This window comes from Rhodopseudomonas sp. BR0G17 (assembly GCF_010907025.1).
GTDB classification, from domain to species: Bacteria; Pseudomonadota; Alphaproteobacteria; order Rhizobiales; family Xanthobacteraceae; genus Rhodopseudomonas; species Rhodopseudomonas palustris_H.
This window is the reverse complement of sequence record NZ_QUML01000004.1, coordinates 39,339-65,025: the sequence shown is the minus strand read 5'-3', so window position 1 is coordinate 65,025 and position 25,687 is coordinate 39,339. Positions and strand designations below refer to the sequence as shown.

Sequence of the window (25,687 nt, the reverse complement as noted above, 5' to 3'; positions counted from 1 at the left end):
GATGTTCCGCGACGCGCCGCATTTCGACGTCCGCGATTATCTTCGCAAGGAGATGATGCCGCACTTTCTCTGCCCGGGCTGCGGCCACGGCATGGCGCTGCGCGCGCTGCTGTGGGCGATCCACGAGTTGAACATCGACCGCGACAAGCTCGCGGTGGTGTCCGGCATCGGCTGCGCCGGACGGCTATCGGCGTATATCGACGCCAACACCTTCCACACCACGCACGGCCGCCCATTGGCCTATGCGACCGGTCTCGCGCTGGCGCGGCCCGACCTGCACGTCGTGGTGATCACCGGCGATGGCGATTGCCTGGCGATCGGCGGCAATCATCTGATCCACGCCTGCCGCCGCAATCTCAAGCTCACCTGCCTGATGCTCAACAACGAGATCTACGGCATGACCGGCGGTCAGGTGTCGCCGACCACGTCGGAGACGCGGCTCACCACCACCACGCCGCATGGCAATTCCGAGCCGAATTTCGACGCCAGCGCGCTGGCGACCGCCGCCGGCGCGGGCTTCGTCGGACGCGAAGTCACCCGGCACGTGCCGAAGCTGAAAGAGCTGATCAAGGCTGGCCTGCAGCATCCTGGCTTTGCCTTCGTCGAAGTGGTGTCGGACTGCACCGAAGTGTACGGCCGCAAGAACGACATGGGCTCTTCGGCCGAGATGGTGCTGCGGCAGAAGAGCGAGATGCGCCCGAGCGCGTATCGCGACAGCGTCGATGAGCCGTTCCGTTCGACCGATCTGCCGACCGGCATTCTGGCCCAGAACAACCGGCCGGAATACGGCGCGGCGTTGCGTGCCGCCGCCGCAGCGCGTGCCGCCAAGTGACGGGGAAACCAGCTATGTCGACATCCCGCATCGAACTGCGCTTCGGCGGCACCGGCGGTCAGGGCCTGCTGCTCAGCGCCAAGCTGCTCGCCGACGCGCTGGCGCTGGAAGGCCGTCACGTCGCGCAGTCGCAGACCTATGAGCCGACCTCGCGCGGCGGCTTCTGCAATGCCGACCTCGTCGTCGCCCATGGCGAGGTCGATTATCCGCTGCCGATCGAATTCGACCATCTGGTTCTGCTGGACAAGATTGCGATCAAGCCGTCCTGGCCGAAGCTCAAGGCCGGCGCGCTGGTGATCTCCGACGTTCGGCTGTGCCCGGAACTGCCGGAGGGCGGACGTTTCAAGCGCTACCCGCTGCCGCTCAGCCGCACCGCGATTGAACTCGGCAGCGAACGCGTCACCAACATCGTGGCGCTGGGCGTGCTGATCGAACTGTCCGGCATCTGCAAACACAAATCGGTCGAGCAGGTGGTGCGCGCGTCCTCGCCGCGCGGCTTCCTCGATCTCAACATGGACGCGCTGGCCGCCGGCTACGCGCTGGCCAAGGCGCCTGCCGTCGCGGCGGCCTCCTGATTTTCTGACAAAGGATTGCTTCGATGAGCGCCCAGCCTGCATTGCGCGAACAGACCGTCTATATGCACGACCGCGCCATCGAGACGATGCCCCGGCCGCAGCTTGCGGCGCTGCAGTTCGAGCGCCTGCGCAAGATTGTCGAGCGGGCGTATCGCGACGTTCCGCACTATCGCAACAGCTTCGATGAAGTCGGTGTCAAGCCTGCGGATCTGACCTCGCTGGCCGACCTCGCTAAGTTTCCCTTCACCAAGAAGACCGACCTCCGCGACAACTATCCGTTCGGGATGTTCGCGGTGCCGCGCAATCAGATGCCCCGCATCCATGCCTCGTCCGGCACCACCGGCAAGCCGACCGTGGTCGGTTACACCAAGACCGACCTGGACAATTGGGCCAACCTGATGGCGCGCTCGATGGTCGGCGCCGGCGCGTCGCCGGACGACATTGTCCACAACGCCTATGGCTACGGCCTGTTCACTGGCGGCCTCGGCGCTCACTATGGCGCCGAGCGGCTCGGCTGCACCGTGGTGCCGGCCTCCGGCGGCGGCACCGAACGCCAAGTGCAGCTCATCGTCGATTTCGCCGCCAATGTGCTGTGCTGCACGCCGTCTTATGCGCTGAACATCGCGGAAGTCGCCGAGCAGATGGGCATCAACCTGCGCGATGCGCCGCTGCGGGTCGGCCTGTTCGGCGCCGAGCCGTGGAGCGATGCGATGCGCCGCGATCTCGAAGCGCGCCTCGGCATCAAGGCGGTCGATGTTTATGGCCTGTCGGAAATCATGGGCCCCGGCGTCGCCTGCGAATGCCACGTTGCGCAAAATGGTCTGCACGGCTGGGAAGACCACTTCCTGTTCGAAACCATCGATCCGGAAACGCTTCAGGTGCTGCCGATGGGCTCCGTCGGCGAGCTGGTGATCACCACGCTCACCAAGGAAGCGCTGCCGATGATCCGGTATCGCACCCGCGACATCACCAGCCTGAACACCGAGCCTTGCGCCTGTGGCCGCACCCATCTGCGTATCATGCGTGTCACCGGTCGCGACGACGACATGCTGATCATCCGCGGCGTCAACGTCTATCCGTCGCAGGTGGAGTCGGTGCTGATCGGTTTCCCCGGCATCGCGCCGCACTATCAGATCGTGCTGACCCGTGAGAAGGCGCTCGACGCCATGACGGTCGAAGTCGAAGTCGCACCCGGCGCGCCGTTCGATGACGCGGCCCGCGCCAAGAAGGCGGCGGAAGTGACGCATCACATCAAGTCGCTGATCGGCGTCACCTGCAAGGTCTCGGTGAAAGCCCCAGGCGAAGTTCCGCGCTCGCAGGGCAAGGCGGTGCGTGTCAAAGATCAGCGGAACATCTGATCGCCTGATTGCTGACCGCAATCGCGTCTTCGCGATGCAGCATAAAAGTAATTGGCGCGCGCCTTGACAGGCGCGCGATGATCTAACTTTAATTAACTGATTGAGTAAGCCGTATGCGCGGTCAACGCGTAACGGAACGCTCAGTCACGCCGGACCGGCAATCAATGTCGGCCGCAAAAATGTGGTTCACCAAAGAACCACACGGGGAAGAAATGCTCGATTTCGTCCAGCAGGTGATCGGCGGGATTGCCCTCGGCTGCGTCTACGGCCTCATCGCCCTCGGCTTCGTGCTGATCTACAAGGCGACCGAAGTCGTCAATTTTGCGCAGGGCGAAATCATGATGCTCGGCGCGTTCCTGTCGTTCACCTTCATCGCCACGCTCGGGCTGAACTACTGGTTCGGGTTTCTGCTGTGTGTGGTCAGCATGGCGGTGCTCGGCGCCGCGATGGAGCGGCTGGTGGTGCGGCCGATCCTCGGCTATCCGCAATTCTCGATCGTGATGGCGACGATCGGCCTTGGCCTCGTCATCCGTTCGCTGGTCGGCATCATCTGGGGCACCGACGATCTGCGGATCGAGACGCCGTTCACCGGCGGCGTGATCCAGCTCGGCGGCCTGGTGCTGTCGCAGGACAGCCTGTCGATCATCGTCGCCACAGCACTGCTGTGCGCCGTGCTCTACGCCTTCTTCCGCTTCACCAAGATCGGCATCGCCATGCAGGCGACGTCGCAGAACATGCTGGCGGCCTACTACATGGGCATTCCGGTGAAGCGGATGTTCTCGCTGATCTGGAGCCTGAGCGCGATCGTGGCGTGCTGCGCCGGCGTGCTGCTGGCGCCGATCACCTTCATCCATGCCAATCTCGGCTTCCTCGGCATCAAGGCGTTCCCGGCCGCGGTGCTCGGCGGCTTCGGTAGCATCCCCGGCGCGCTCGCCGGCGGCATCACGATCGGCATCGTCGAGTCGCTGTCCGGCTTCTATCTGCCGGAGGGCTTCAAGGACGTTGCCGCCTATGTGGTGCTGCTCGCGGTGCTGCTGTGGCGGCCGCAGGGCCTGTTCGGCAGCAACGCGCTGAAGAAGGTCTGAGATGAGCGCGCATGTCCGCACCAGCTACGCGCAAAGCGAGCAGCTGTTCCCGTCGAAGAATGCTGCGTTCTGGTACGCCGTCCTGGTCGCGGCGCTGATCGCCGCGCCTTATGTGCTGGAATCCTATTATCTCAGCCAGCTGGTGTTCGTGCTGATCTACGCCATCGTCGGCATCGCCATGAACGTGCTGTCGGGGCAGGCGGGGCAGGTCTCGATCGGCCACGCCGCCTTTATGGCGATCGGCGCCTATACGGCGGCGGTCTGCGAAAAGCATGGCCTGCCGCTGCCGGTGTATCTGGTGCTGGCCGGTGGCTTCACCGGGCTGATCGGCTATCTGGTGGGGCTGCCGGCGCTACGCCTGCACGGCATCTACCTGGCAATCGCCACACTCGCGTTCGCCTTCATCGTCGAGGAGATCGTCACCCGCTGGGAGAGCGTCACCAACGGCAACGAGGGCCTGATGCTCGGCGCGCCGTCGCTGTTCGGGCTGAAGCTCGGCGCCCAGGGGTTCTATTATCTCTGCCTCGGCGTCACCGTGGTGGTGATCCTGGCCGCAATTAACATCCTGCGTTCGCCGACGGGCCGTGCGTTTCTGGCGATCCGCGACAGCGAGACCGCGGCCCGCAGCATGGGCATCGACACCGCGCGCTACAAGACCCGGGCGTTCGCCATCTCGGCCGGCTTCACCGGGCTCGCCGGTGTGCTGTACGCGCATAAGCTGTCGTTCATCAGCCCGGAAATGTTCAGCCTGTCGATGTCGATCGAGTTCGTCATGATCATCATCATCGGCGGCGTGCTCAGCCTGCGCGGCGCGGTGTTCGGCGCGATCTTCATGATCATGGTCGATCCGATCCTGATCGTGGTGAAGGACAAGGTGCCGCAACTGACCCTGGCGGCGATGCAGGGGATTGGCCTGTCGGATCAACTTACCGAAGCGATCCAGGCCGGAATCGTCCGCGTCGCCGGCGCGCCGGGGCTGAAGTCGCTGATCTTCGGTCTGATCATCATCCTGTTCATCATCTTCGAGCCGATGGGCCTCGATGGACGATGGGCGCGGGTGAAGTCGTACTTCCGGCAGTTCCCGTTGTATCGGCCGACCAGCGCGCGCGCGCAGCGGATGTTCCTGAAGTCGGAGCGCAACCGGTGAGCACGTTCTTCAAGGTCGACAAGCTCACCGTCAAGTTCGGCGGCCTCACCGCGGTCGACGACGTCTCCTTCGACATCGCCGAAGGCGAGGTCTTCACCATCATCGGGCCCAACGGCGCCGGCAAGACCACGCTGTTCAACCTGATCAGTCGGCTCTACACGCCCTATGCCGGCCACATCATCTTCCGCGACGAGGACGTCACGCGGCTGTCGGCGCAGCAGATCGCCGGCCGCGGCATCGCCCGCACCTTCCAGAACATCGAGCTGTTCGAGAGTGCTTCCACGCTCGACAATCTGCTGGTCGGCCGCCACCGCCATTCCACCACCTCGACCTGGCAGGACGTCCTGCGGCTGAAGAAAGTCCGTGACGAGGAGATCGCGCATCGGCGCGCCGCCGAGGAGGTGATGGACGTGCTGCGCCTGCAGCGCTATCGCGACACACCGATCGGCAGCCTGCCTTACGGCGTCCGCAAGGTGATCGAAGTCGCCCGCGCGCTGTGCGTCGGGCCCAAGCTGCTGCTGCTCGACGAGCCATCGTCCGGTCTCAACGTCGAGGAGACCAACGCCATGGCGGAGTGGATCCTCGAGATCAACAACCGGCTCGGCATCACCGTGCTGATGGTCGAGCACGACATGTCGCTGGTCAGCCGCGTCTCCGACCGCGTGCTGGCGCTGAACTACGGGCGGATGATGGCGCTCGGCACGTCTGACGAGGTGCAGAACCATCCCGACGTCGTCGCCGCTTATCTGGGAGCCTGATCGATGAGCGCCCAGCCGATCCTGCGCCTTGCCAATATCGAAAGCTGCTACGGCCCGATCACCGCGATCCGCGGCATCACCCTCGACCTGATGCGCGGCCAGATCGTCACCGTGCTCGGCGCCAACGGCGCCGGCAAGACCAGCATCCTGAAGACGATCTCGGGCGTGCTCGATCCGCTGAAGGGCACGGTCGAATTCGAAGGCCGCAAGATCCAGTCGATGGAGCCGGACAAGGTGGTGCGGCTCGGCATCAGCCACGTGCCGGAGGGACGCGAGATTTTCCCGTTCCTCAGCGTCCGCGACAATCTCAAGATGGGCGCCTACATCCGCACCGACCAGCATGAGGTCGCCGCCGACATCGAGAAGGCGTTCAACTATTTCCCGGTGCTGCGTGAGCGCCAGGATCAGCTCGCCGGGCAGCTCTCCGGCGGCCAGCAGCAGATGCTGGCGATCAGCCGCGCGCTGATGGCGCGGCCTAAGGTCCTGCTGCTCGACGAACCGTCGCTCGGCCTCTCGCCGCTGTTGGTCAAGGAGATCTTCGCGATCATCCGGCGACTCAATGCCGAGGAGGGCGTCTCGATCCTGCTGGTCGAGCAGAACGCGCGGATGGCGCTGGAGACCGCACACTATGGCTATGTGCTCGAGGTCGGCCGGGTGGTGAAGCACGACACCTGCGCCAACCTGATGCAATCGGATCAGATCCGGGAATTCTATCTCGGCCACGGACAGGGCGGACATGGCAAGCGGCACTGACACGACCACGCTGGCGGGCCGCGTCATCGCGGCGCTGCGCCAGCACGGCGATGCCCCGGTGCTGCGCTGGAAGCGCTACGGGCTGTGGCAGCCGGTCGGCGGCCGCCAGTTCGCGGACCGCATCGAGGCGATCGCCGCCGGCCTGCGCGCTCAAGGCGTCGGCCCCGGTTCGGTCGGCGCGGTGATCGGCGACAATTGTTACGAGTGGGTGCTGGCGGATCTCGCGATCGGAGCGGCCGGCGGTGTCTCAGCCGGGCTCGATCCGCATGGCGACGCCGATGACCTCGCGCGCGTGCTCGGCGACTGTAAGGCCAGCGTGTTGTTCGTCGCCGGCGACGACCAACTGCACAAAGCGCTCCGCGTCCGCGAACGCTGCCCGTCGCTCCGGCGCATCGTCGCGATGCATCAGCAGTGGGACGACGGCGCCGGTGATCCTTGCGTGATTCCGCTGTCGGCGCTCGAAGCGGCGGGACGGGACGGCGCCTCGGGAACGGCGGGCCGCGAGGCTGTGATTATCTACACCTCCGGCGGCACCGGCCCGGTTCGCGGCGCGATCCTCGGCCATGATGCGGTGATCGCGCAGGCCGAACGGGCGAAGCAGGTGCTCGGATTGCGTGCCAGCGACGAGCGGTTGTCGCTCACGCCGCTGCATCATGTGCTGGAGCGCGTGGTCGGCATCTACGCCTCGCTGCTCGCCGGCACGGTGATCAATTTCCCGGAAAGTCCGGACACGGCGCTGGCCGATCTTGCCGAACTACAGCCGACCATCGTGCAGGCTTCGCCGCAGCTGTACGCCAGGCTGCACGCCGGCATCCTGCTGGCGATCGGCGAAACGACGAAATTTCAGCGCTGGGCGTGCCGCATCGCGTTTGCCCATGGCCGCGACGGCTCGCCGCTGCGGATGATCACCGATCCCTTGGTGCTCGCACCGATCCGGCGGCGGCTCGGCCTTGGCCGCGCAAGGTTGTGCCTGTCGAGCGGCGCGACGCTGCGGCGCGATGTGGCCGATTGGTTCGCCGCGCTCGGCCGGCAGCTGACGGATATCTATGGCCATGCTGAAGCCGGCGGCGCCGTGCGGATTGCCGATCATCACGCGATCGAGTGGAAGGTCGGCGACCATGATGAGCTCTGGCTGCGCAGCGATGCACTGTTCCTCGGCTATGCGGGCGACACCACGCCTGTCCTACATCGCGACGGATGGTGGCACACCGGTGACATCGCCCGCCGTGAGAGCGCCGATCGTTACGCCGTCGTCGGCCGGCTCGACGACGTGCTGCAGCGGGGCAGCGAACGCGTGCTGCCGTTCGCCGCCGAGCAGGAGCTCAGCGCCTCGCCCTATATCGCCGATGCCTTTGTGCATCTCGACCGCGACGGCCGCGTGGTTGCGAAGGTGCTGCTCGATGGCGACCACGCGGTTCGCTACGCCCAGGATCGCGGCATTCCGTTCACGCATTTCCAGAGCCTGTGCCAGGCCGACGAAATCCGCGCGCTGGTGGGGTCGGCGATCGCCGACGTCAATCGCGGCCACGCGGCGATCCGGATCGAGCGCTTCACGCTGATCGAGCGGGCGTTGCGTCCGGGGGATGCCGAACTGGCGCCGTCGGGAACGCTGCGGCGGCATCTTTTGAAAGGTGACGACGACGACCTCGTGGAAGAGCGACGGTCGGCCGCCAGCGCGCATTAGCCATCAACCAACGAAACAACAAAGAGGGAGCGAAACCATGAAGTCCAGCACTCTGCCGATGCTCGCCGCCGCGGCGCTGATCGGCCTCGGCGCCCAGCCCGCCCTCGCGCAGTTCAAGACTCAAGGCGTCACGGACAGCGAGATCGTGATCGGCACCCATATGGATCTCAGCGGGCCGCTGAAGGCCTGGGGCGTGCCCGCCACCAACGGCATGAAGCTGGCGATCGCGCAGATCAACGACGCCGGCGGCATCAATGGCCGCAAGATCCGCCTCGTCAACGAGGACGACGGCTACGATCCGAAGAAGGCAGTGCTGATCACCCAGAAACTGATCGAACTCGACAAGGTGTTCGCGATCGTGTCGGCGATGGGCTCTGCGACGACGCTGGCGCCGATGCCGCTGGTGCAGTCGGCCGGCATGCTGCATCTGTTTCCGATCACCGCCGCCGAGTTCACCTTCAAGATGGACCCGGCGAAGCCTGAGGATCGGCTGAAGTTCAACATGTTCAGCCCGTATTACGACACGATGCGGCTCGGCATCAAATACGTCATCGAGAACACCAAACCGAAGAAGCCCTGCATCGTCTATCAGGACGACGAGATGGGTAAGAATTTCACCGACGCATACACCGACCAGCTCAAGGCGATGAACATCCCCAGCGCCACCATGGTGTCGTTCAAGCGTGGCGCCACCGACTTCAACTCCCAGGTCGCGCGGATGAAGGCGGACGGCTGTGACATGGTGGCGCTCGGCTCGGTGGTGCGCGAGTCGGTCGGCATCACCACGGCGGCGCAGAAGCTCGGCTGGAAGCCGACCTTCGTGGTGTCATCGCCGAGCTACGTGCCGGATTTTCCGCAACTCGGCAAGGAAACCACCGAAGGCATCTATGGCGTCGGCCAGACCGAGATCTTCTACGCCGACACCGCCACCGGCGAGGTCAAGAAGTTCATTGAGGACTACAAGAAGATGTTCGGCATCGACGCCAGCCAGCAGTCGACCGCCGGCTATAACGGCGTGATGGTGTTCGCGCACTTCGCCAAGAAGGCGGGCAAGACGCTCACCACCGAGTCGCTGATGACCGCGCTGGAATCCGGCGAGACCTTCGATGACATTTTCGGCGGCGCCCCGATCAGCTTCTCCAAGGACAACCACCTCGGCGTCTCGGCGGCGGTGATCGGCCAGATCAAGGACGGCCGCTGGACGACGATCGCCAAGAACCAGTCCTACAAGACCGAGAAATAATCTCGGCGCATCGCCTCAAACGCAAATGCCCGGCTCGCGCCGGGCATTTTTCTTTGGGGATTGGCAGATACCAATCGCTTTCCTCGTCATTGCGAAAAGCGAAGCGAGAGTAATCCAGCGTCGTGCTCTGCGCCTCTGGATTTGCTTCGCTCGCAATGACGGCGGCGGGTGCTCCCTACAACCCCAGCACCAGCTTGCTGATGATGTCCCGTTGAATTTCCGAGGTGCCGCCGAAGATGGTGTAGGCGCGGCCGTTGAGATGGGTCGGCATCACGGCGAGTTCGTCTTCCGGAATGGCCGGCGGGGCGTTGAGGCGGTGCAGCGGACGGGTCGGTTCGACATAGAGGCCGTCATTGCCGATCACGTCGACCGCGAGCCGGCTCACCGCCTGGTAGATCTCGCTGGTGCGCAGCTTCAGGATCGACGACACCGCGCCGGGGTTCTGGCCGTTCTGCAGCGCGGAGAGCACTCGCAGCTCGGTCATTTCCAGCGCGTCGATATCGACCTCTGCCTCCGACATCCGGATCGCGATATCGGGATCCTCGATTGCCCGTCCGGTCGCGTCCGACTCGGCGAACGCCGCCGCCCGGTGCAGCGCTTTGCGGAGCTTGGCCGAGGCGATGCCGGAGCCGCGCTCGAATTCCAAGAGATACTTGCCGTAGGTCCAGCCCTTGCCTTCCTCGCCGACCAGGTTCGACGCCGGAATCCGGACGTCGTCGAAGAACACCTGGTTGACCTCGTGGTCGCCGCCGATCGTCAGGATCGGCCGGATGGTGATGCCGGGGCTCTTCATGTCGATCAGCACGAAGCTGATGCCGTCCTGCTGCCGTGGCTCGTCGCTGGTGCGCACCAGCGCGAACATCATGTTGGCGTTGTGCGCGTGGGTGGTCCAGATTTTGGTGCCGTTGATGATGTACTCATCGCCGTCGCGGACCGCACGGGTCTTCAGTGACGATAGGTCCGAGCCCGAGCCGGGCTCGGAATAACCCTGGCACCAATAATCCTCGCAGGACAGAATTCGCGGCAGAAAGTAGTTCTTCTGCTCCGGCGAGCCGAAGCCGATGATCACCGGCCCGACCATCTTCACGCCCATCGGCGTCGGCGAGGGCACGCCCGCATGCGCGCATTCGGTCTCGAAAATCCAGCGCTGCGCCGGCGTCCAGCCGGGGCCACCATATTCGACCGGCCAGCCGGGGGCACCCCAGCCCTTGGCATTGAGCGCCCGCTGCCACGGCACGCCGGCCTCCGGCTCGGAGAACACCGAAGCGTTGAGTGACTCCGCCCGCTTCATGTCGGGCGTCAGATTGGCCGCGATGAAGTCGCGCACTTCCTGCTGAAAGGCGAGCTCGGCGTCGCCGAAGGTCATGTCCATGTCGATGCCTCGCTTTGCTTAAACAGGCCGGCCGCTGAGCGCGGCGTGGCGGCGATAATGATGGGTACTGCCGCCGAACAGCGTCTCGAATGCCAAGAGGCGCTTGAAATACGCGCCGACGTCGAGCTCCTCGGTGACGCCCATGCCGCCGTGCAGCTGCACCGACTGCTCGGCGACGAAGCGCGCGCCCTTGCCGATCTTGGCCTTGGCGCCGGAGGCTGCGCGGCCGCGCTCGGCGGCGTCCGCCTCGGCCTTTAGCGCGGCACGCAGCGCCATCGAACGGGCTTCATCGACCTGCACCGACATGTCGGTGAGGCGATGCCGCACCACCTGATTGGCCGCGAGCGGACGGCCGAACTGCTTGCGCACCTTGGTGTAGTCGAGCGTCTTGTCGGTCAGCGTCTGCATCATGCCGACCGCTTCGGCCGACATCGCGGCGAGGGCGCGATCGACCACCGCCTCGACCGCCGGATAGGCATCGACATCGCCTCCGAGCATCGCCTTGGCCGGCACGCGCACGCTTTGCAGCGTGAGATTGCAGGCGCGACCGCCGCCGAGCCGCGGATAGTCGGCGAGCGTCAGCCCGGGTGCGTCGCGCGGCACCAGGAACAGCCGCAGCGAGCCGCTGCCGTTGTTGGCCAGCCTTGCCGAGACGATGAGCTGATCGGCCGATGCGCCGTCCAGCACCGCGACCTTGGCGCCGTCGAGCACGTAAGCGTCGCCGTCCTTGCGGGCGGTGGTATCGACACGCGACAGATCCGCACGCGCCGCGCGTTCGGCATGCGCGAAAGCGAGCCGCAGCGTGCCGTCCGCGACCTTCGGCAGCAGCGCCGCTTTCTGCTCGTCGCGGCCGTGTTCGGCGACGAGGCCGGCGCCGAGCACTACGGTCGACAGATACGGCTCGCTGACGAGGCCGCGGCCGAATGCTTCCATCAGGATGCCGACTTCGATCGCGCCGCCGCCGATGCCGCCATGGGCTTCCGGTAGCGGCAGCGCCAGCCAGCCGAGATCAGCGAATTGCTTCCAGATCGCGTCGCTGAAGCCGAACGGCTCCTTGGCGTTCTGTTCGCGCAGCTTGGGCGTGTAGGTCTCGGCGATGAAGCGGTCGGCGCTTTCGCGCAGCAGCCGCTGTTCGTCACTCGGCGTGAGATCCATCGCTTACACCTTCACCTGTTTACGCACCGACGGATGCAGTCCCGACGGATCGACGATCATTCCAAACTCCTGCAGGTTGTGAGCGTGACAAAGCTGATGCAGCGCGAACGCCTGATCGATCGCCGCCGGCTGCCCCTGGATATCCACCGAGCGGTTGACCGCTTCCTTGGTCATCTTCAGCGCGAAGCTCGGCTTGGCGGCGATGCGCTGCGCAAGCGCCATGGTGAAGGCGGATAGTTCGGCGGCGGGCATCACGTGATTGACCATGCCGAGGTGGTGGGCCTCTTGCGCGCTCCAGCTATCGGCGGTGAATAGCAGCTCCTTGGCCTTACGCGGGCCGAGCTCCCAGGGATGCACGAACCATTCGACGCCGCACACGCCCATCGTCACCACCGGATCGCAGAACTCCGCATTGTCCGATGCGACGATCAGGTCGCAGGCCCAGGCCAGCATCAGCCCGCCGGCGATGCACTTGCCGTGTACCTCGGCGATCGTCGGCTTGGCGAGATTGCGCCAGCGCCGCGTGATCTGCAGATAGATCTCCTGCTCGCGCGCCATCCGTCCGTGCGCGCCAGGCTCGCGAAAGCCGCCCCAGGCGCCGACCGGCGGAAAGTCGATGCCGGCTTCGTTCTTGGTGGTCGCGCGCAGATCGTGGCCGGCGGAGAAGTGCGGACCAGCGCCCGCCAGGATGATCACCTTGACGGTGTCGTCCTGCACCGCGTCGTCGAACGCGGCGTTGAGGTCGTAGGTCATCTGCAGATTCTGCGCGTTGCGCGCGTCGGGACGGTTCATCACGATTCGTGCGACCGCCGGATCCGGTCGCTCGACCAGGATCGTCTCGTAGGAGCTCATCCTTCCTCCCGTTTCTTGTTGTCTCGGCTTATGGCGCCGGTTGTGTTCCGCGGAGTGTGGCAGGTCGCGCGCGCGACTGCAAACGGCTTCTCTGCCGCATCTGCCGAGGAATTCCGTACCGCGGAGCGCTGTCGTGAAGGCCGTCGGCGTGCGCCGTGAAGTTCCGGGAAGCCCGCCGCTTTGAGCCAGAACAAACCGCGTCCGCCGCGATTATGCGATGGCCGTCGGGCAGGGGAGCGGAAGGGCCAGAATTGATTTCGGGCAGCCGGCGATCCATGCGATAGCTCGCGGCCCCGCGCCGAACGTCTTTGCCTGTCGAAAGTGGATGATGCCGCCGTTTCGCGTCACGCCGATGATCCGCAATCTCGTCCGTGCCGGCGCGCTCGGCGCCGCAACCGTCCTGCTGTTCGGCAGCGCCGCGCACGCCGCCGACATTGCCAGCCTGCCGCACGACCTGTCGCCGTGGGGCATGTTCAAAAACGCCGACATCGTCGTGAAGGTGGTGATGGCCGGCCTCGCGCTGGCGTCGCTGGCGACCTGGACGGTGTGGCTGTCGAAGACCGTCGAGCTGCGGCGCGAAACCGCGCGCGCCCGCGACGGTCTTGCCAAACTCGAAACCGATACGACTCTGGCCGAACTCGGCCGCAGCAGCGAGGGCGCGCACGACGCGGTCTCGCAACTGATTCAGACCGCAGCGCGCGAAGGTAGTTTGTCGGGCTGGACCTTCGATGCCGACTTCAAGGAGCGCGTCGCGCTGCGGCTCGAGCGCGTCGAGGCGGCGATGGCGCGCAAGATCGCCGGTGGCACCGGCATTCTCGCGACCATCGGCGCGGTGGCGCCGTTCGTCGGCCTGTTCGGCACGGTGTGGGGTATCATGAATGCCTTCATCGGCATCTCCGAAGCGCACACCACCAATCTGGCGGTGGTGGCGCCGGGCATTGCCGAGGCGCTGCTTGCGACCGCGCTCGGCCTCGTCGCCGCAGTGCCGGCGGTGGTGATCTACAACTACCTCGTCCGTGCCATTGCGGCGTATCGGGCGCTGCTTGGTGATGCGTCGGCGCAGGTGCTGCTGCTGGTCAGCCGCGATCGCGGCCGCTCGGCGCGGCAGATGCGGGCAGGGTGAGGCGATGAGCGTGCGGCTCGGCGGACGGCGGCTTGCGGCGGAGGACGACCTCGAGATCGCGCACGAGATCAACGTCACGCCGTTCATCGACGTGATGCTGGTGCTGCTGATCATCTTCATGGTCGCGGCACCGCTCGCCACCGTGGATATCGGCGTCGATCTACCGGCCTCGACCGCAGCGCCGCAGCCGCGCCCGGACAAGCCGGTGTATCTGTCGGTGCAGCCGGACCTGACGCTCGCGGTCGGGGAGACGATCGTGGCGCGTGACGCGCTCTCCTCCGCGCTGCAGAGCGCGACGGGCGGCAACAAGGACGAGCGGATCTTCGTGCGCGCCGACAAGGCGGTGGCTTACGGCGAGCTGATGGCGGTGATGAACCTGCTGCGCGACGCCGGCTATCTCAAGGTCGCGCTGGTCGGACTCGACGGCCGGGATCAGCCATGAACGACTACGTGCTGCACGAGACGCCCGGCCGCGGCCGCAGCCAATGGCTGCTGTCGGCGACCGCGATCGTCGTGGCACATTTCGGTCTGATCGCCGCAGCGGTTGCCTGGTATCAGCAGTCGCCGTCGCCAGGCGTGGTGATGCCGGCGATCCTGGTCGACATGGCGCCGAGCTCCGCGGCGCCCACGCTGCAGCCCCTGGATCTCGCGCCGGGACCTGAGATGCAGGAAGCGCCCAAGCCACAGGACGAAGCCAAACAGCCGTCTCCGGCACCGGCACCCGAAGCGCCGCAGCAATTCGCGGCGCAGCAGCCTGAGCCCCCCGCGCCGGTGTTGCCGCAGTCGGAGATCGTGCTGCCGCAGCCGCCCGCTGCGGTCGAACCTGCCCGGCGCGACGACGCCAAGCCGAAGCGCGAGGAGGTCAGGCGCGAACCGGCGAAGCGCGACGATACCAAGCGCGACGAGGCCAAGGCCAAGCCGCATGCGCGTCCGCCGGCGCCGCGCACCACTGCGGCGCCGAAGGCCGAGCGTCAGGCGGCGCTCGCTGCCGCGGCGAACGCCGGGCAGGCTGCTGCCGCCGCGGCACTGCCGTCGTATCGCGATCGGTTGGCCGCGCATCTCGCCCGTTACAAGCAATATCCGACCGCTTCGCGAGCGGCGCGCGAGCAGGGCACCGCGATGCTGTCGTTCACCGTCGGCCGCGGCGGACAAGTGCTCGGCAGCCGGCTCGCCCGCACCTCCGGCTTTTCGGCGCTCGATGCCGAAACCATGGCGATGATCCGCCGCGCTCAGCCGCTGCCACCCTTCCCGAGCGAGATCACCCAATCGTCACTCAGCTTCACCGTTCCGGTGCGATTTTCGCTGCAGTGAGTGAGCGCGCCGCCCGGCGTCACGCTTGCCCGTGCGCTGCCTTCACCGCGGCCCGATCGACAGCCCCCTTGGCATCCTTCGGCAGTGCTTTGACGAAAACCACGTGCTTCGGCTTCTTGTAGCGCGCGATCAGCGAGGCGACGAATTCGGCGAGGGCATCGGCGGCGATGCTCTCACCCGGCTTGCAGACACACACCGCCTTGATGGCTTCGCTCCATTGCGGATCGGGCACGCCGATCACAACCGCCTCGGCGATCGCCGGATGCTGCTTCAGCGCGCCTTCGACCTCGGCCGGATAGACGTTCTCGCCGCCGGTCTTGATCAGCTCCTTCTCGGGCGCGCGGCCGGCGTAGAACAAGTAACCGTCGGCATCGAACCGGCCCATGTCGCCAGTGTGATGCCAGCCGTTGCGGAACGCGTGCTGGGTGGCGGCCGCGTTATTCCAATAGCCTTTGAACACAGTCGGGCCACGCAGCACAATCTCACCGACTTCGCCCGGCGGCAGCGGCCGGTCCTCGGCGTCGACCACTGCGACGGTGCGCCAGAACAGCGGCCGCCCGGCGGATTTCGGCCGGTCGCGATACGGCGCGAACGTGGACAGGCCCGAGGTTTCGGACTGGCCGAACGTGGCCCAGAACGTCGCGTTGGGGCATGTGGCTTCGAACCGTTCGATCGTCTCCGGCGTGTCGAGCCCGGTCACCGCGCGCAGGCTGGCGAGTTGCCCCGGCTGCGCCTGATCGAGAATGTTGCCGAGCATTGGGGCGAACTCCGCCATCACTGTCACCTTGTGAGCTTCGATGTCGCGCGCCGCCTGCGCCGGGTCGAATTTCGCCGCGATCACGCTCGCGCCGCCGGCCTGTTGCAGCGTCAGCATCAGGCCGAGCCCGGTGACATGAAACAGCGGCAGCATGCCGAGATTGACGTCGGTCTCGCTCAGTCGCCAGGCGTCGACCAACGAGCTTTGCGCGATCAGGAGATTGCCTTGCGAGATTAATGCGCCGCGCGGCCGGCCGCCGACCGCAGCGGTGTGGATGATGACGAAGCCGTCGGCGGCGCCGAACTCCGGCGCGTTGAGCGGTGCGTCCGAGGCAAGATCCTTGAACGACGTGAACGGCCCGCTGGCGTCGCCGATCGCGTAGGCCGTCTTGACGCCGCCGAGCGACGGCAGCACCCCGGCAACGATGTCGCGATAATCGGTGCCGGCCACCACCACGCTGGGCGCGCCGTCGCCGAGCACGAACGCGATCTCGTCGGCGTTCAATCGATAGTTCACTGGCAGCAGGATCGCGCCGATCAGCGCCACCGCGCCGATCAGTTCGACCATCTCGATGCAGTTTTGTGACAAGATCGCCACGCGGTCGCCGGGCTGTACGCCGTCGCGCAGTAGCCCGCTGGCCAGCCGCTCGGCCCGCGCCAGATAATCGCGGTGGCTGACGCGGACGCCGTCGACGACGAAAGCCGTGCGCTCCGGAAACAGCGCCGCGTTGCGGCGATAGACGTCGGCCAGCGTAAAGTCGTGAAGCGCCATCGTGTCCCCCCCTGATGCGGACCGCGGCCAAAGGTGTGGGGCGGGTCCGGATTGCTGCGCCGCCGGTTTGCCGGCCGTTCGCGCCTCGCTTTGTAGCGAACATCGTCAGGTGGCGGAAAGCATGATCGCGCGTCCTCCACCTTACCCCGACCTCGCTACCGCTAAACACCGCATCGGGCGGCGGCCGACCGCTGAATCTCGGACTTGCAGGTGCCGGGCCGCTTCCGCTGTTGTTCCCGAATCCCCATTTGTATGAATGGATTGACGGCAAGGAACATAGCCGACCCGCCCGAGTTGGGGACGCGAGACAAGGATTGGAGGCATCTCATGGCCAACGACACACGCAGCCTGGAAGAGATTCGCCGCGACACCGAGCGCGCCCGGGCCGGCCTGACCGAGACCGTGGGCCAGCTACGCGCCAGCGTCGCCGACACCGCCAACGAGGTGCGGGAGAAGTATTCGCCCGCGGCCATCAAGGCCGAGGTCGGCAGCTACATCAAGTCGCGCGGTGAAGAGATCGCCGACAACGTTCGCGACTCGATCCGCAACAATCCGGTGCAGGCGGTCGCGGTCGGCGCCACGCTGGCCTATCCGTTGTGGAAGGTGGCGCGTGCGATCCCGGCGCCGGTGCTGATGATCGGCGCTGGGCTGTATCTCGCCGGTACCCGTTCCGGCACCGAGCTGACGCAGCGCGCATCCGACAAGGCGCGCGATCTCGCCGGTGACCTCGAGCGCCGCGCCCGCGAATTCTCCGCCGATGCCGCGGACACTGCCGTTGCGGCGCGCGAATACGCTGCCGGTGCGATCGATGCGGCGAGCGATGTGGTCACCACCCGGGCCGAACAATTCCGCCAGGCTGCCACCGCGACGGCTGCCGATCTCAAGCACAAGGGCGATGACCTCAGCCGCAGCGTCGCGCATAGCGGCGACGATCTGCGCCGCCGCGCCACCGCGGCTGGTGAGGCATTTGCCGGGGAGGCTGATCAGCTCGCCGCACGCGGTGCTGGGCTTGCCAGTGTCGTCGCCGATACCGTGCGCGATGCTGCCGAGCAGGTCCGCGAGCGCGCCGGCGATGCAGCGACAAAGATGCGCGAGACCCTGCACGACACCCGCGATGCCGGCATGGATGCGGCTGCGCGGCTGCGCGACCAGGCTACTGATTTCAGCAATCGGGCGACCAAGACCGCAAAGCAGACGCTGACAGACCATCCGCTGCTGGTGGCTGGCGCCGGGCTCCTGATCGGCGGGCTCATCGCCAGCGCATTTCCGCGTGTCCGCGCCGGCGGCAAGCGTGTCGGTCGGCAGGTTGGCGAGCGCGCCAAGGATGCGATGACGCGCGGTATGGAGAAGGGCCGGGCCGCCTATGAAGGCGCCGCGCGGGAAGCCGAACAGCAAGGATTGACCGGCGAGGATATCACCGAGAACGTTCGCGATCTCGGCCAGCGCGTCCGCAAGGTTGCCGAGGCGGCCGCTGCATCATTCGAAGCGCCGTCGCCCTCGCAGAACAAACATTGATCGGAGACATCGGACATGGCTGAGCAGATCGTCAAGACTCCCGGCTCGACTGGCAACGCCAATGGCGGTCGCCAGCAGCCGCCGAAATCAGCAAAGAAGGATCCGCAGGACATGGCCGGAGAAATGGGAAGCGGCGCCGAGCCGGAGCGGGATCTGAAGGAGCGGATCGTCGGCCTCGCCAGCGAATCCGCGGAAGCCGCTCGTGCCAAGGCCGAGGAGTTCGCCGAGACCGCGCGCGACTTCGCAGCCGAAGCCGGCGAATCGCTCAAGCGGCGTGCTTACGAGGAGAAACAGGCCGGCGCTGACTATGTCGCCAATATCGCGGACGCCATCCGCCGCGCCTCGCGCGAATTCGACAACGATCTGCCGATCGCCGGCGTGTACATGCGCAAGGCGGCCTCCAAGGTGGAAGACATCTCCGACACCGTGCAGCGCGGCGATCTGTCCGACCTGATCCATGGCGTCCAGGATTTCGCCCGCCGGCAGCCGACTGTGTTTCTCGGTCTTGCGGTGCTTGCCGGCTTCGGCGCAGTCCGCTTCCTGAAGAGCTCGAGCGGCGGGCGTGACAGCCGCGTGGTCGATGCTGAGCCCAACCGGAGCTTCGATGATGACCGCGCCGAATAACAACCGTTCGATCCCCGACCTGTTCGGCGACGCTTTCACGCAGTTCGCCAAGCTGATCAGCAACGAGTTCGAGCTGGCACGGGCAGAAATGTCCGACAAGCTTGGCCAAGTCGGCCGCGCCGCGGTCATGATCGGCGCCGGCGCCGTGATCTTGATTCCGGGGTTGGTGGTGCTGCTGATGGCCGCTGCCGCGGCGCTGGTCGAGCACGGCTTTTCCAGCTCGGTCGCGTATCTGATCGTCGGCGGCTGCACCACCGGCATCGCGGCGGCGCTGATCGGATTCGGCGCCAACCGGTTGTCGCCCGAAACGTTGAAACCTGAAATGACCATCGAACAATTGCAACGCGACAAGGAAGCGGCCGGGGAGATGATCCGATGACCAAGAAGGATGGCTTGCCTTTGATCAGCGATCTCGGCGATGCGATGCGCCGCAACCCCGTCTCGACCGCACTGATCGGCATGGGGCTGCTGTGGCTATTCACCGGCGATCGGGCCAAGGCCAGCGCCGAGCGGATCGTGCGGCGCAGCGGGCTCGACCGCGTGCCTGACGTCGCGTCGGACGCAATGGGCCGCGTCGGCGAACGCTTTGCCGACGTCGGGGAAAAACTGTCGGATGTGCGGGACAGCGCTGCGAGTGTCGCCAGTGAGACGGCACGGATGGCGCGGGAACGCGGGGCGGAGGCGTTTGATCGGGCGGCCGAGTTTGGACGTGCGATTCCTGAGACTGGCGCCGATCTATTCGACAGCGCCAAGAGCACACTCGGCGACCTGTTCAAGGAACAGCCGCTGCTGCTCGGCGCAATCGGCGTTGCGATTGGCGCAGGCATCGCCGCGTCGCTGCCGGCGACTGAGACGGAGCGCGAACTGTTCGGCGACACCAGCGACGAGGTGATGGCACAGGCGCGCGACTACGCACGGCAGCAGGCCGCGCGAGCCAGCGAGATGGCGCGTGATGTCGCCGGCGCTGCCGCTGAGGAAGCCCGCCGCCAGGGCCTGACCCCGGAAGCCGCGATGGCAGCGGTTCACGAGGTCGGCGAGAAGGCCAAGCGCGTCGCCGAAGCGGCTGAAGACAACGTCCGGCTGGAATGATGGCGATGCCTAACGACAAGGCGCCTGACGATCGCCCCGGCGACGCAACGAAGAGCGGCACGCGTGAGCCTTGGAAAAAGCCGGGGCAAAGCTCGCAAGTCGATGACCAGAACCCGCTCGACAAGCCGGATCTGGAGCGTTGGCAAGAGTCCAATACGCACTAATCCAAATCTATCAATCCAAGTCTCATCCTGAAGCATCCGACATGAACGCGGAGCCGAGCCCCGCTGTGCGCCGACGGTGGCGCGCGACTCCTAGGAGCGCCCCGGCAGAGCCGCGTCCTGACCTCACCTCCCCGTGGCAGGTCCTGCGCGCCGAGTGGAAGCCGATCGCGCTCGGCACTTACCGGCGGATCGGCGATGATCGGTTGCCGCTGGTCGCCGCCGGAGTGGTGTTCTACTGGCTGCTTGCGCTGTTTCCCGCCATCACCGCTCTAGTGTCGTCCTACGCGCTGTTCACCGACGGAGGCACCATCCGCGGCCACCTCGCGCAGCTCGCCGCGATCGTCCCCGCCGGCACCTACTCGGTGATCGAGGATCAGGTCGGACGCGTGCTGGCGAACGGCCAGACCAAGCTTGGATTCGCCTTCCTGGTGAGCCTGTCGCTGGCGCTGTGGAGCGCCAATGGCGGCGTCAAAGCGATCATCGACGCGCTGAATGCAGTGTACGACTTCGACGAGCAGCGCGGCTTCTTCAAGCTCAATGGATTCTCGCTGCTGTTCACGCTCGGCGCGCTTGGTGCGGTGCTGGCCGCCATTGGCCTCGTGATTGCGGCGCCGATCGTGCTGGCGCGGATCGGGCTCGGCAGCCTGGTTGCGGTGGTGGTCGATGTCGGGCGCTGGCCGGTGCTGGCGGCGTTGACGTTCGGTGGCCTCGCTTTGTTGTATCGCACCGCGGCTGACCGCTCCGCGCCGCCGTGGCGCTGGGTGGTGCCGGGTAGTGCTGTCGCGACGCTGAGCTGGCTCGCCGGCTCGGCTGCGCTGTCTTACTACCTGGCCAATTTCGCCGACTACAACGCGACCTATGGCTCACTCGGTGCGGCGATCGGCCTGATGATCTGGATGTGGATGACCGCGATCGTCGTGCTGGCCGGCGGTGAACTCAATGCCGAGATCGAAGCCCGCGCAGGCCGGCTCGGACGCACCGAGCCAAGCAGTTAGTCTCGCCGGCTCGCATTGGTGGCGATCGCAGCCGCGGCGGTGCGGTTTTCGACGCCGAGCTTGGCATAGATCTGCTCAAGGTGCTTGTCGACGGTGCGCGGACTGAGCCCCAGGATCTGCGCGATGTCGCGGTTGGTCTTGCCCTTGCTGAGCCACGCCAGCACTTCGCTTTCCCGGCTGGTGAGGCCGAACTCCGCCGAGAACTGTGCCGGCGCTTCGGTCGCGGTGTCGCGGCCCAGCCGCAGCAGGAATTCGTTGGGCCCGAGCTTGCCCATGTATTGCAGCCGCAGCTCGTCGTTGCGCAGCATCGAGGATTTCATCGGCATCTTCGGCTGGGCGAGGCCGGTGTGCACCTGCTCCAGCCATTCGAGCCACGGCTTCGGCAGATCGAGCCGCAAGCCGTCCTCCGGCGCGCCGTCGGCGGCGAGCAGTTTCTGGGCCTGCGGCGTCGCCCACAGCACCTTGCCGAGCCGGTCGACTGCGAGCAGGAAACGTCCCGACACATCCAGCGCTGCGCGCGCGCTCTGGCTGACGCGGGCGTTGTTCAGATGTACGCGAATCCGCGCCAGCATCTCGACGATCGCGATCGGCTTGGTGACGTAATCGACGCCGCCGGCTTCCAGCCCACGCACGATGTGCTCGGACTCCGACAGTCCGGTCATGAAGATCACTGGCACGTCGGACAGACCGGGACTGCGCTTCAGCCTTCGGCAGGTCTCGAAACCGTCCATGCCGGGCATCACCGCGTCGAGCAGAATAATGTCCGGCGTAATCTGTTCGACGATCCGCATCGCCGCGGCCCCGTCGAGCGCGACCATCACGGTCATGCCGGCGCCGTCGAGCGCGTCGGTCAGCATCCGCAGCGTCTCGGGAGAGTCGTCGACGACCAGAGCGATATCGCGCTTTTTCAAATCATTGTTCATGGCGATACAGCGTGTTCAGCGTCTTCATGTAGGAATCGAGGTCGAACTGCTCGACCATCGTTCGCATCTGCGACACGAACGCCCAGGTCTCCGGATAATCGGTGTGGATCTGATCGAGCTTGGATTCGATTCCGCGGATGTAGCCGATCTTGCCGAGCTCGATCAATTCCTCGACGTGCTGCATCGGCGGATGTTGAATCTCGGTGGCATTCTGTGCCGCGGCGCTCGCCTCGCCCTTGTAGATCCAGTCGATCTTGAGCAACTGGCCGATCAGTTCGAGTAGTCGCGGAATGTCGACCGGCTTCATCAGATAGGCGTCGTGAAACGGCTGCGACAGCAGCGTGCCGTGCGCCTCCAGCGCACTCGCGGACAGCATCAGGATGCGCGCGTTATGATGGCCGTGGGTTCGCAGCGTTTCGGCCACGGTCCAGCCGTCCATCCCGGGCATCGAGATGTCGAGCAGGAAAAGGTCGGGCTGGCAGTGCTCGGCGAGGTCGATACAGGAATAACCGTCGGTCGCCACCAGCACGATGAAGCCGAGCGGCGCCAGCGTGTCCTGCAGCAGGCCGCGCTGCGCCGGATCGTCGTCGGTCACCAGGATGGTTTTGCGGGCGCCGTGATAGCCAAGCACCGGGGCGCGGATCGAGCGGGTGCGGGTCGGATTGGTGACCTCGGACAGCAGCAGCTTGACCCGGAAGGTCGATCCTTTGCCAGGCGTCGAGGTGACAGTGAGGTCGCCGCCCATCACGCCGGCGAGCAGCTTGCTGATGGTGAGGCCGAGGCCGGTGCCGGTGTGTGGCTGCGCGGCACCGAGCGCGCCGCGCTCGAACGGCGCGAAAATGCGCTCCAGATCATCCGCATGAATGCCTGGGCCGGTGTCCCGCACTTCGAGTTCGGCCACCGGGTTGCGATAGTGCACGATGAAGTGGACGCTGCCTTCCTGGGTAAACTTGATGGCGTTCGACAGCAGGTTGATCAGCACCTGACGCAGCCGCTTCTCGTCGGCATAGACCATCGGCGGCAGATATTGCGGCCGCTTGAACACGAACTCGATGTCCTTGGCGGCGGCCTGCAGCCGGAACATGCCGACGAGCTGATCGAGGAATTCGCCGAACCGCACCTCGTCGCGCGATAGATACAGCCGGCCGGCCTCGATTTTCGAGATATCGAGCAGGCCGTCGATCAGCCCCGACAGATGATCGGCGCTGCGCCGCATCAGCCGGATCTGGTCCCGCGGCCGCGGCGGCAGGGTGTTGTCCTGCTCCAAGAGCTGCGCGTAGCCGCTGATGGCGTTGAGCGGCGACCGCAGCTCGTGGCTGAGGCCGACGACGTAGCGGCTCTTGGCGAGGTTGGCGGACTCGGCCGCCTCCTTCGCGCGCTGCAGCTCGGCGTCGGTCTGGCGGTGAGCGTCGATCTCCTGCATCAGCAGCTGGGTCTGCCGCCGCGTCTCAGCCTCGGCCGCCTGTCGGCTCAGCCGCGCCAGCACGAACAGCCAGCTCACCACGCCGACGATGATGGTGAGCGCGAAGAACAGCTTCCACAGAATCTCGGCGAGCTCGATCTGCTGCGTTTCGTTGGCGGTCGCGACCTGTAGATAGATCAGGAATAGCGACAGTCCGATCAGCCCGATCGAGACCGCGAACACGGTCAGATAGTGTCCGACCTGCGAGTTCAGCAGCGCGTAGGCCCGCTGTGGCAGCATCTTGCCGAGCGCATCGGTGAATTGCGCGTCGATCCGCGCGTGCGGCTTGCACAGGTCGTGGCAGCGGGCATCGAGCGAGCAGCACAGCGAGCAAATCGGCCCCGCATAGGCCGGGCAGGACGCCATATCTTCGGCTTCGAACGAGTGCTCGCAGATACAGCACTTGATCGACTCGACGCCCTGCCAGGCCCGCTTCGGCTTGCGCGCGATGTAGAATCGGCCGCCGGTGACGAAGGCGATCATCGGCGCGGTGACGAACGCGACCACCAGCGCCACGAATGGCGCCAGCGCCTTCGCGGTCGGCCCGAACACGCCATAGAACGCGCTGATCGACACCACGGTCGCGATCGTCATCGAGCCGACGCCGACCGGATTGATGTCATAGAGGTGCGCGCGCTTGAACTCCATGTGCTTCGGCCGCAGCCCGAGCGGTCGGTTGACCACGAGATCGGACACCAGGGCGCCGACCCAGGCGATCGCGACGTTGGAGTAGAGCGCGAGCGTGTGCTCCAGCGCCTTATAGACGCCGATCTCCATCAAGAGCAGCGCCACCAGCACATTGAACACCAGCCAGACGACGCGGCCGGGATGGCTGTGGGTCAGCCGCGAAAAGAAGTTGGACCAGGCGATCGAACCCGCATAGGCGTTGGTGACGTTGATCTTGATCTGCGACAGGATCACGAACGCGCCGGTCAGCGCCAGCACCAGGCCGGGCTGCTCCAGCACAGTGCGGAACGCCTCGAGATACATGTGCGCCGGCTCCGCCGCCTGATCCGGCGGCGCGCCCCGGCTGAGCGCGAAATAGGCCAGGAATGATCCGGCCAGTAGCTTCAGCGCGCCGGGCACGATCCAGCCCGGGCCGGCGCTGATCATTGCCACCCACCAGGCGCCCCGCGAGGCGCGGCGATCACGGGGCAGGAAGCGCAGGAAGTCCACCTGTTCGCCGATCTGCGCCACCAGCGCGAACACGACCGAAGCCGCGGTGCCGAACAGCAGCAGATCGAGCTTGCCATCCGGGCTGCCTTGCTCGCCGGCAAAGCGTGTCCAGGCGGCGAACGACTCCGGGCTCTTCACTGCGATCGCGACGAACGGGAGGATGTGCAGCAGAATCCAGAACGGCTGGGTCCAAAGCTGGAACCGGCTGATCAGCGTGATGCCATAGGTCACCACCGGGATGATCACCACCGCGCTGAAGAAGTAGCCGATCGGCAGCGGCAGGCCGAAGCACAGTTCCAGCGCGTTGGCGAGGATCACCGCCTCGATCGCGAAGAACAGGAAGGTGAACGAGGCATAGATCAGCGACGTGACCGTCGAGCCGATGTAGCCGAAGCCGGCGCCTCGGGTCAGCAGGTCGATATCGACGCCGCCTTTGGCCGCGTGGTACGCGATCGGCAGGCCGCAGCAGAAGATGATCACGCTGACCACCAGGATCGCCGCGGTGGCGTTGGTGACGCCATAGTTCAGCGTGATGGTGCCGCCGATCGCTTCCAGCGCCAGGAACGAAATCGCGCCGAGCGCCGTGTTGGCGACGCGGGCTGCCGACCACCGGCGCGAGCTCTTGGCAGTAAAGCGAAGCGCGTAGTCTTCGAGGGTCTGGTTGGCGACCCACTGATTGTACTGGCGCCGAACGCGATCTATGCGCTGCCGCCCCGCCACGCGCTTCTCCTCATCTTTGCCCGACACTAGCGCCGATCCGCCGGCGACGTTGCCGGTTTTGCCGTCACGGCGCGCGTAATTTGTCAGCCTCAAGCTCGTTGTTACGGCACCGCGACCCGAGATCCCGCCGCGTGAAAAACCTACGTCGCGATCTTGCGATGCAACATACGTGATCTTGCGTATCGGTCCAGCCGCCGAATTCGTCGATCGTTTCCCCGACTGCACTCGCGTCCCACGAACCAC

The 25,687-nt window shown here is 65.9% G+C and carries 24 protein-coding genes; 18 read left to right on the top strand and 6 right to left on the bottom strand.

The features are described from left to right. The first annotated feature begins 1 nt into the window (after window position 1). From DY467_RS05095 to DY467_RS05055, 9 genes are all read left to right on the top strand, one after another. On the top strand, window positions 2-832 hold the full coding sequence (locus DY467_RS05095) for a 2-oxoacid:ferredoxin oxidoreductase subunit beta (RefSeq protein WP_164634374.1): 831 nt from the start codon (window positions 2-4) through the stop codon (window positions 830-832). A gap of 14 nt (window positions 833-846) precedes the next feature. Next, window positions 847-1,407: a 2-oxoacid:acceptor oxidoreductase family protein gene (locus tag DY467_RS05090; RefSeq protein ID WP_107343379.1), complete on the top strand. Its 561-nt coding sequence runs from the start codon at window positions 847-849 to the stop codon at window positions 1,405-1,407. Between the two features lie 23 nt (window positions 1,408-1,430). Then, window positions 1,431-2,765: a phenylacetate--CoA ligase family protein gene (locus DY467_RS05085; protein ID WP_164634372.1), complete on the top strand. Its 1,335-nt coding sequence runs from the start codon at window positions 1,431-1,433 to the stop codon at window positions 2,763-2,765. Between the two features lie 212 nt (window positions 2,766-2,977). Continuing rightward, window positions 2,978-3,850 carry a branched-chain amino acid ABC transporter permease gene (locus DY467_RS05080; RefSeq protein WP_107343381.1) on the top strand — a complete coding sequence of 291 codons (873 nt, stop codon included), beginning with the start codon at window positions 2,978-2,980 and terminating at the stop codon, window positions 3,848-3,850. Window position 3,851: 1 nt separating this feature from the next. Continuing rightward, window positions 3,852-4,997 carry a branched-chain amino acid ABC transporter permease gene (locus DY467_RS05075; RefSeq protein ID WP_164634370.1) on the top strand — a complete coding sequence of 382 codons (1,146 nt, stop codon included), beginning with the start codon at window positions 3,852-3,854 and terminating at the stop codon, window positions 4,995-4,997. After that, window positions 4,994-5,755: an ABC transporter ATP-binding protein gene (locus DY467_RS05070; RefSeq protein WP_119019405.1), complete on the top strand. Its 762-nt coding sequence runs from the start codon at window positions 4,994-4,996 to the stop codon at window positions 5,753-5,755. Before DY467_RS05075 ends, DY467_RS05070 begins: the two co-directional genes overlap by 4 nt. A gap of 3 nt (window positions 5,756-5,758) precedes the next feature. Further along, complete coding sequence (locus DY467_RS05065) at window positions 5,759-6,508, top strand: ABC transporter ATP-binding protein (protein WP_011156797.1); 750 nt, start codon at window positions 5,759-5,761, stop codon at window positions 6,506-6,508. Continuing rightward, window positions 6,492-8,192: an AMP-binding protein gene (locus DY467_RS05060; RefSeq protein ID WP_164634368.1), complete on the top strand. Its 1,701-nt coding sequence runs from the start codon at window positions 6,492-6,494 to the stop codon at window positions 8,190-8,192. Before DY467_RS05065 ends, DY467_RS05060 begins: the two co-directional genes overlap by 17 nt. Window positions 8,193-8,229: 37 nt before the next feature. Further along, window positions 8,230-9,435: an ABC transporter substrate-binding protein gene (locus DY467_RS05055; protein WP_164634366.1), complete on the top strand. Its 1,206-nt coding sequence runs from the start codon at window positions 8,230-8,232 to the stop codon at window positions 9,433-9,435. A gap of 175 nt (window positions 9,436-9,610) precedes the next feature. On the opposite strand, the gene DY467_RS05050 is transcribed toward DY467_RS05055, so the two are convergent. Genes DY467_RS05050 through DY467_RS05040 form a run of 3 tightly spaced genes read right to left on the bottom strand, consistent with a single transcriptional unit; the run spans window position 9,611 to window position 12,814 of the window. After that, the gene (locus tag DY467_RS05050; protein WP_164574201.1) at window positions 9,611-10,807 is read right to left on the bottom strand and encodes an acyl-CoA dehydrogenase family protein; all 1,197 of its coding nucleotides are present in this window, start codon (window positions 10,805-10,807) and stop codon (window positions 9,611-9,613) included. A gap of 18 nt (window positions 10,808-10,825) precedes the next feature. Continuing rightward, the gene (locus tag DY467_RS05045; protein WP_164634363.1) at window positions 10,826-11,962 is read right to left on the bottom strand and encodes an acyl-CoA dehydrogenase family protein; all 1,137 of its coding nucleotides are present in this window, start codon (window positions 11,960-11,962) and stop codon (window positions 10,826-10,828) included. Between the two features lie 3 nt (window positions 11,963-11,965). Next, window positions 11,966-12,814 (bottom strand): enoyl-CoA hydratase, encoded by an 849-nt coding sequence (locus DY467_RS05040; RefSeq protein WP_164634361.1) that lies wholly within the window; start codon window positions 12,812-12,814, stop codon window positions 11,966-11,968. A 325-nt stretch (window positions 12,815-13,139) separates the two neighbouring features. Here DY467_RS05040 and exbB point away from each other — a divergent pair, with 325 nt between their 5' ends. Genes exbB through DY467_RS05025 form a run of 3 tightly spaced genes read left to right on the top strand, consistent with a single transcriptional unit; the run spans window position 13,140 to window position 15,248 of the window. After that, on the top strand, window positions 13,140-13,937 hold the full coding sequence (gene exbB, locus DY467_RS05035) for a tonB-system energizer ExbB (RefSeq protein ID WP_502706439.1): 798 nt from the start codon (window positions 13,140-13,142) through the stop codon (window positions 13,935-13,937). Window positions 13,938-13,941: 4 nt separating this feature from the next. Beyond that, a complete protein-coding gene (exbD, locus tag DY467_RS05030; protein ID WP_164634360.1) occupies window positions 13,942-14,379 on the top strand; it encodes a TonB system transport protein ExbD in 438 nt (145 codons plus the stop codon). Next, complete coding sequence (locus tag DY467_RS05025; RefSeq protein WP_164634358.1) at window positions 14,376-15,248, top strand: energy transducer TonB family protein; 873 nt, start codon at window positions 14,376-14,378, stop codon at window positions 15,246-15,248. Before exbD ends, DY467_RS05025 begins: the two co-directional genes overlap by 4 nt. A 19-nt stretch (window positions 15,249-15,267) precedes the next feature. On the opposite strand, the gene DY467_RS05020 is transcribed toward DY467_RS05025, so the two are convergent. Next, window positions 15,268-16,776 carry an AMP-binding protein gene (locus tag DY467_RS05020; protein ID WP_164634356.1) on the bottom strand — a complete coding sequence of 503 codons (1,509 nt, stop codon included), beginning with the start codon at window positions 16,774-16,776 and terminating at the stop codon, window positions 15,268-15,270. Window positions 16,777-17,103: 327 nt separating this feature from the next. Between DY467_RS05020 and DY467_RS05015 the strand changes: the two genes are divergently transcribed. Genes DY467_RS05015 through DY467_RS04990 form a run of 6 tightly spaced genes read left to right on the top strand, consistent with a single transcriptional unit; the run spans window position 17,104 to window position 21,163 of the window. Next, entirely contained in the window at window positions 17,104-18,291 is a 1,188-nt protein-coding gene (locus tag DY467_RS05015) for a hypothetical protein (RefSeq protein ID WP_164634353.1), read from the top strand. Between the two features lie 15 nt (window positions 18,292-18,306). Continuing rightward, window positions 18,307-18,915 carry a hypothetical protein gene (locus DY467_RS05010; RefSeq protein ID WP_164634351.1) on the top strand — a complete coding sequence of 203 codons (609 nt, stop codon included), beginning with the start codon at window positions 18,307-18,309 and terminating at the stop codon, window positions 18,913-18,915. Then, entirely contained in the window at window positions 18,899-19,294 is a 396-nt protein-coding gene (locus DY467_RS05005) for a phage holin family protein (protein WP_164634349.1), read from the top strand. The genes DY467_RS05010 and DY467_RS05005 overlap by 17 nt, the downstream gene beginning before the upstream one ends. Next, the gene (locus DY467_RS05000) at window positions 19,291-20,004 is read left to right on the top strand and encodes a hypothetical protein (protein ID WP_164634347.1); all 714 of its coding nucleotides are present in this window, start codon (window positions 19,291-19,293) and stop codon (window positions 20,002-20,004) included. Before DY467_RS05005 ends, DY467_RS05000 begins: the two co-directional genes overlap by 4 nt. Window positions 20,005-20,009: 5 nt before the next feature. Further along, window positions 20,010-20,168 (top strand): hypothetical protein, encoded by a 159-nt coding sequence (locus DY467_RS04995; RefSeq protein WP_164634345.1) that lies wholly within the window; start codon window positions 20,010-20,012, stop codon window positions 20,166-20,168. Window positions 20,169-20,209: 41 nt separating this feature from the next. Further along, a complete protein-coding gene (locus DY467_RS04990; RefSeq protein ID WP_164634343.1) occupies window positions 20,210-21,163 on the top strand; it encodes a YihY/virulence factor BrkB family protein in 954 nt (317 codons plus the stop codon). Here DY467_RS04990 and DY467_RS04985 read toward each other — a convergent pair. Then, window positions 21,160-22,086: a response regulator transcription factor gene (locus DY467_RS04985; RefSeq protein ID WP_107354584.1), complete on the bottom strand. Its 927-nt coding sequence runs from the start codon at window positions 22,084-22,086 to the stop codon at window positions 21,160-21,162. The two genes, DY467_RS04990 and DY467_RS04985, sit on opposite strands and share 4 nt — an antisense overlap. Continuing rightward, a complete protein-coding gene (locus tag DY467_RS04980) occupies window positions 22,076-25,444 on the bottom strand; it encodes a hybrid sensor histidine kinase/response regulator (RefSeq protein WP_164634341.1) in 3,369 nt (1,122 codons plus the stop codon). Before DY467_RS04980 ends, DY467_RS04985 begins: the two co-directional genes overlap by 11 nt. Between the last annotated feature and the right edge of the window lie 243 nt (window positions 25,445-25,687).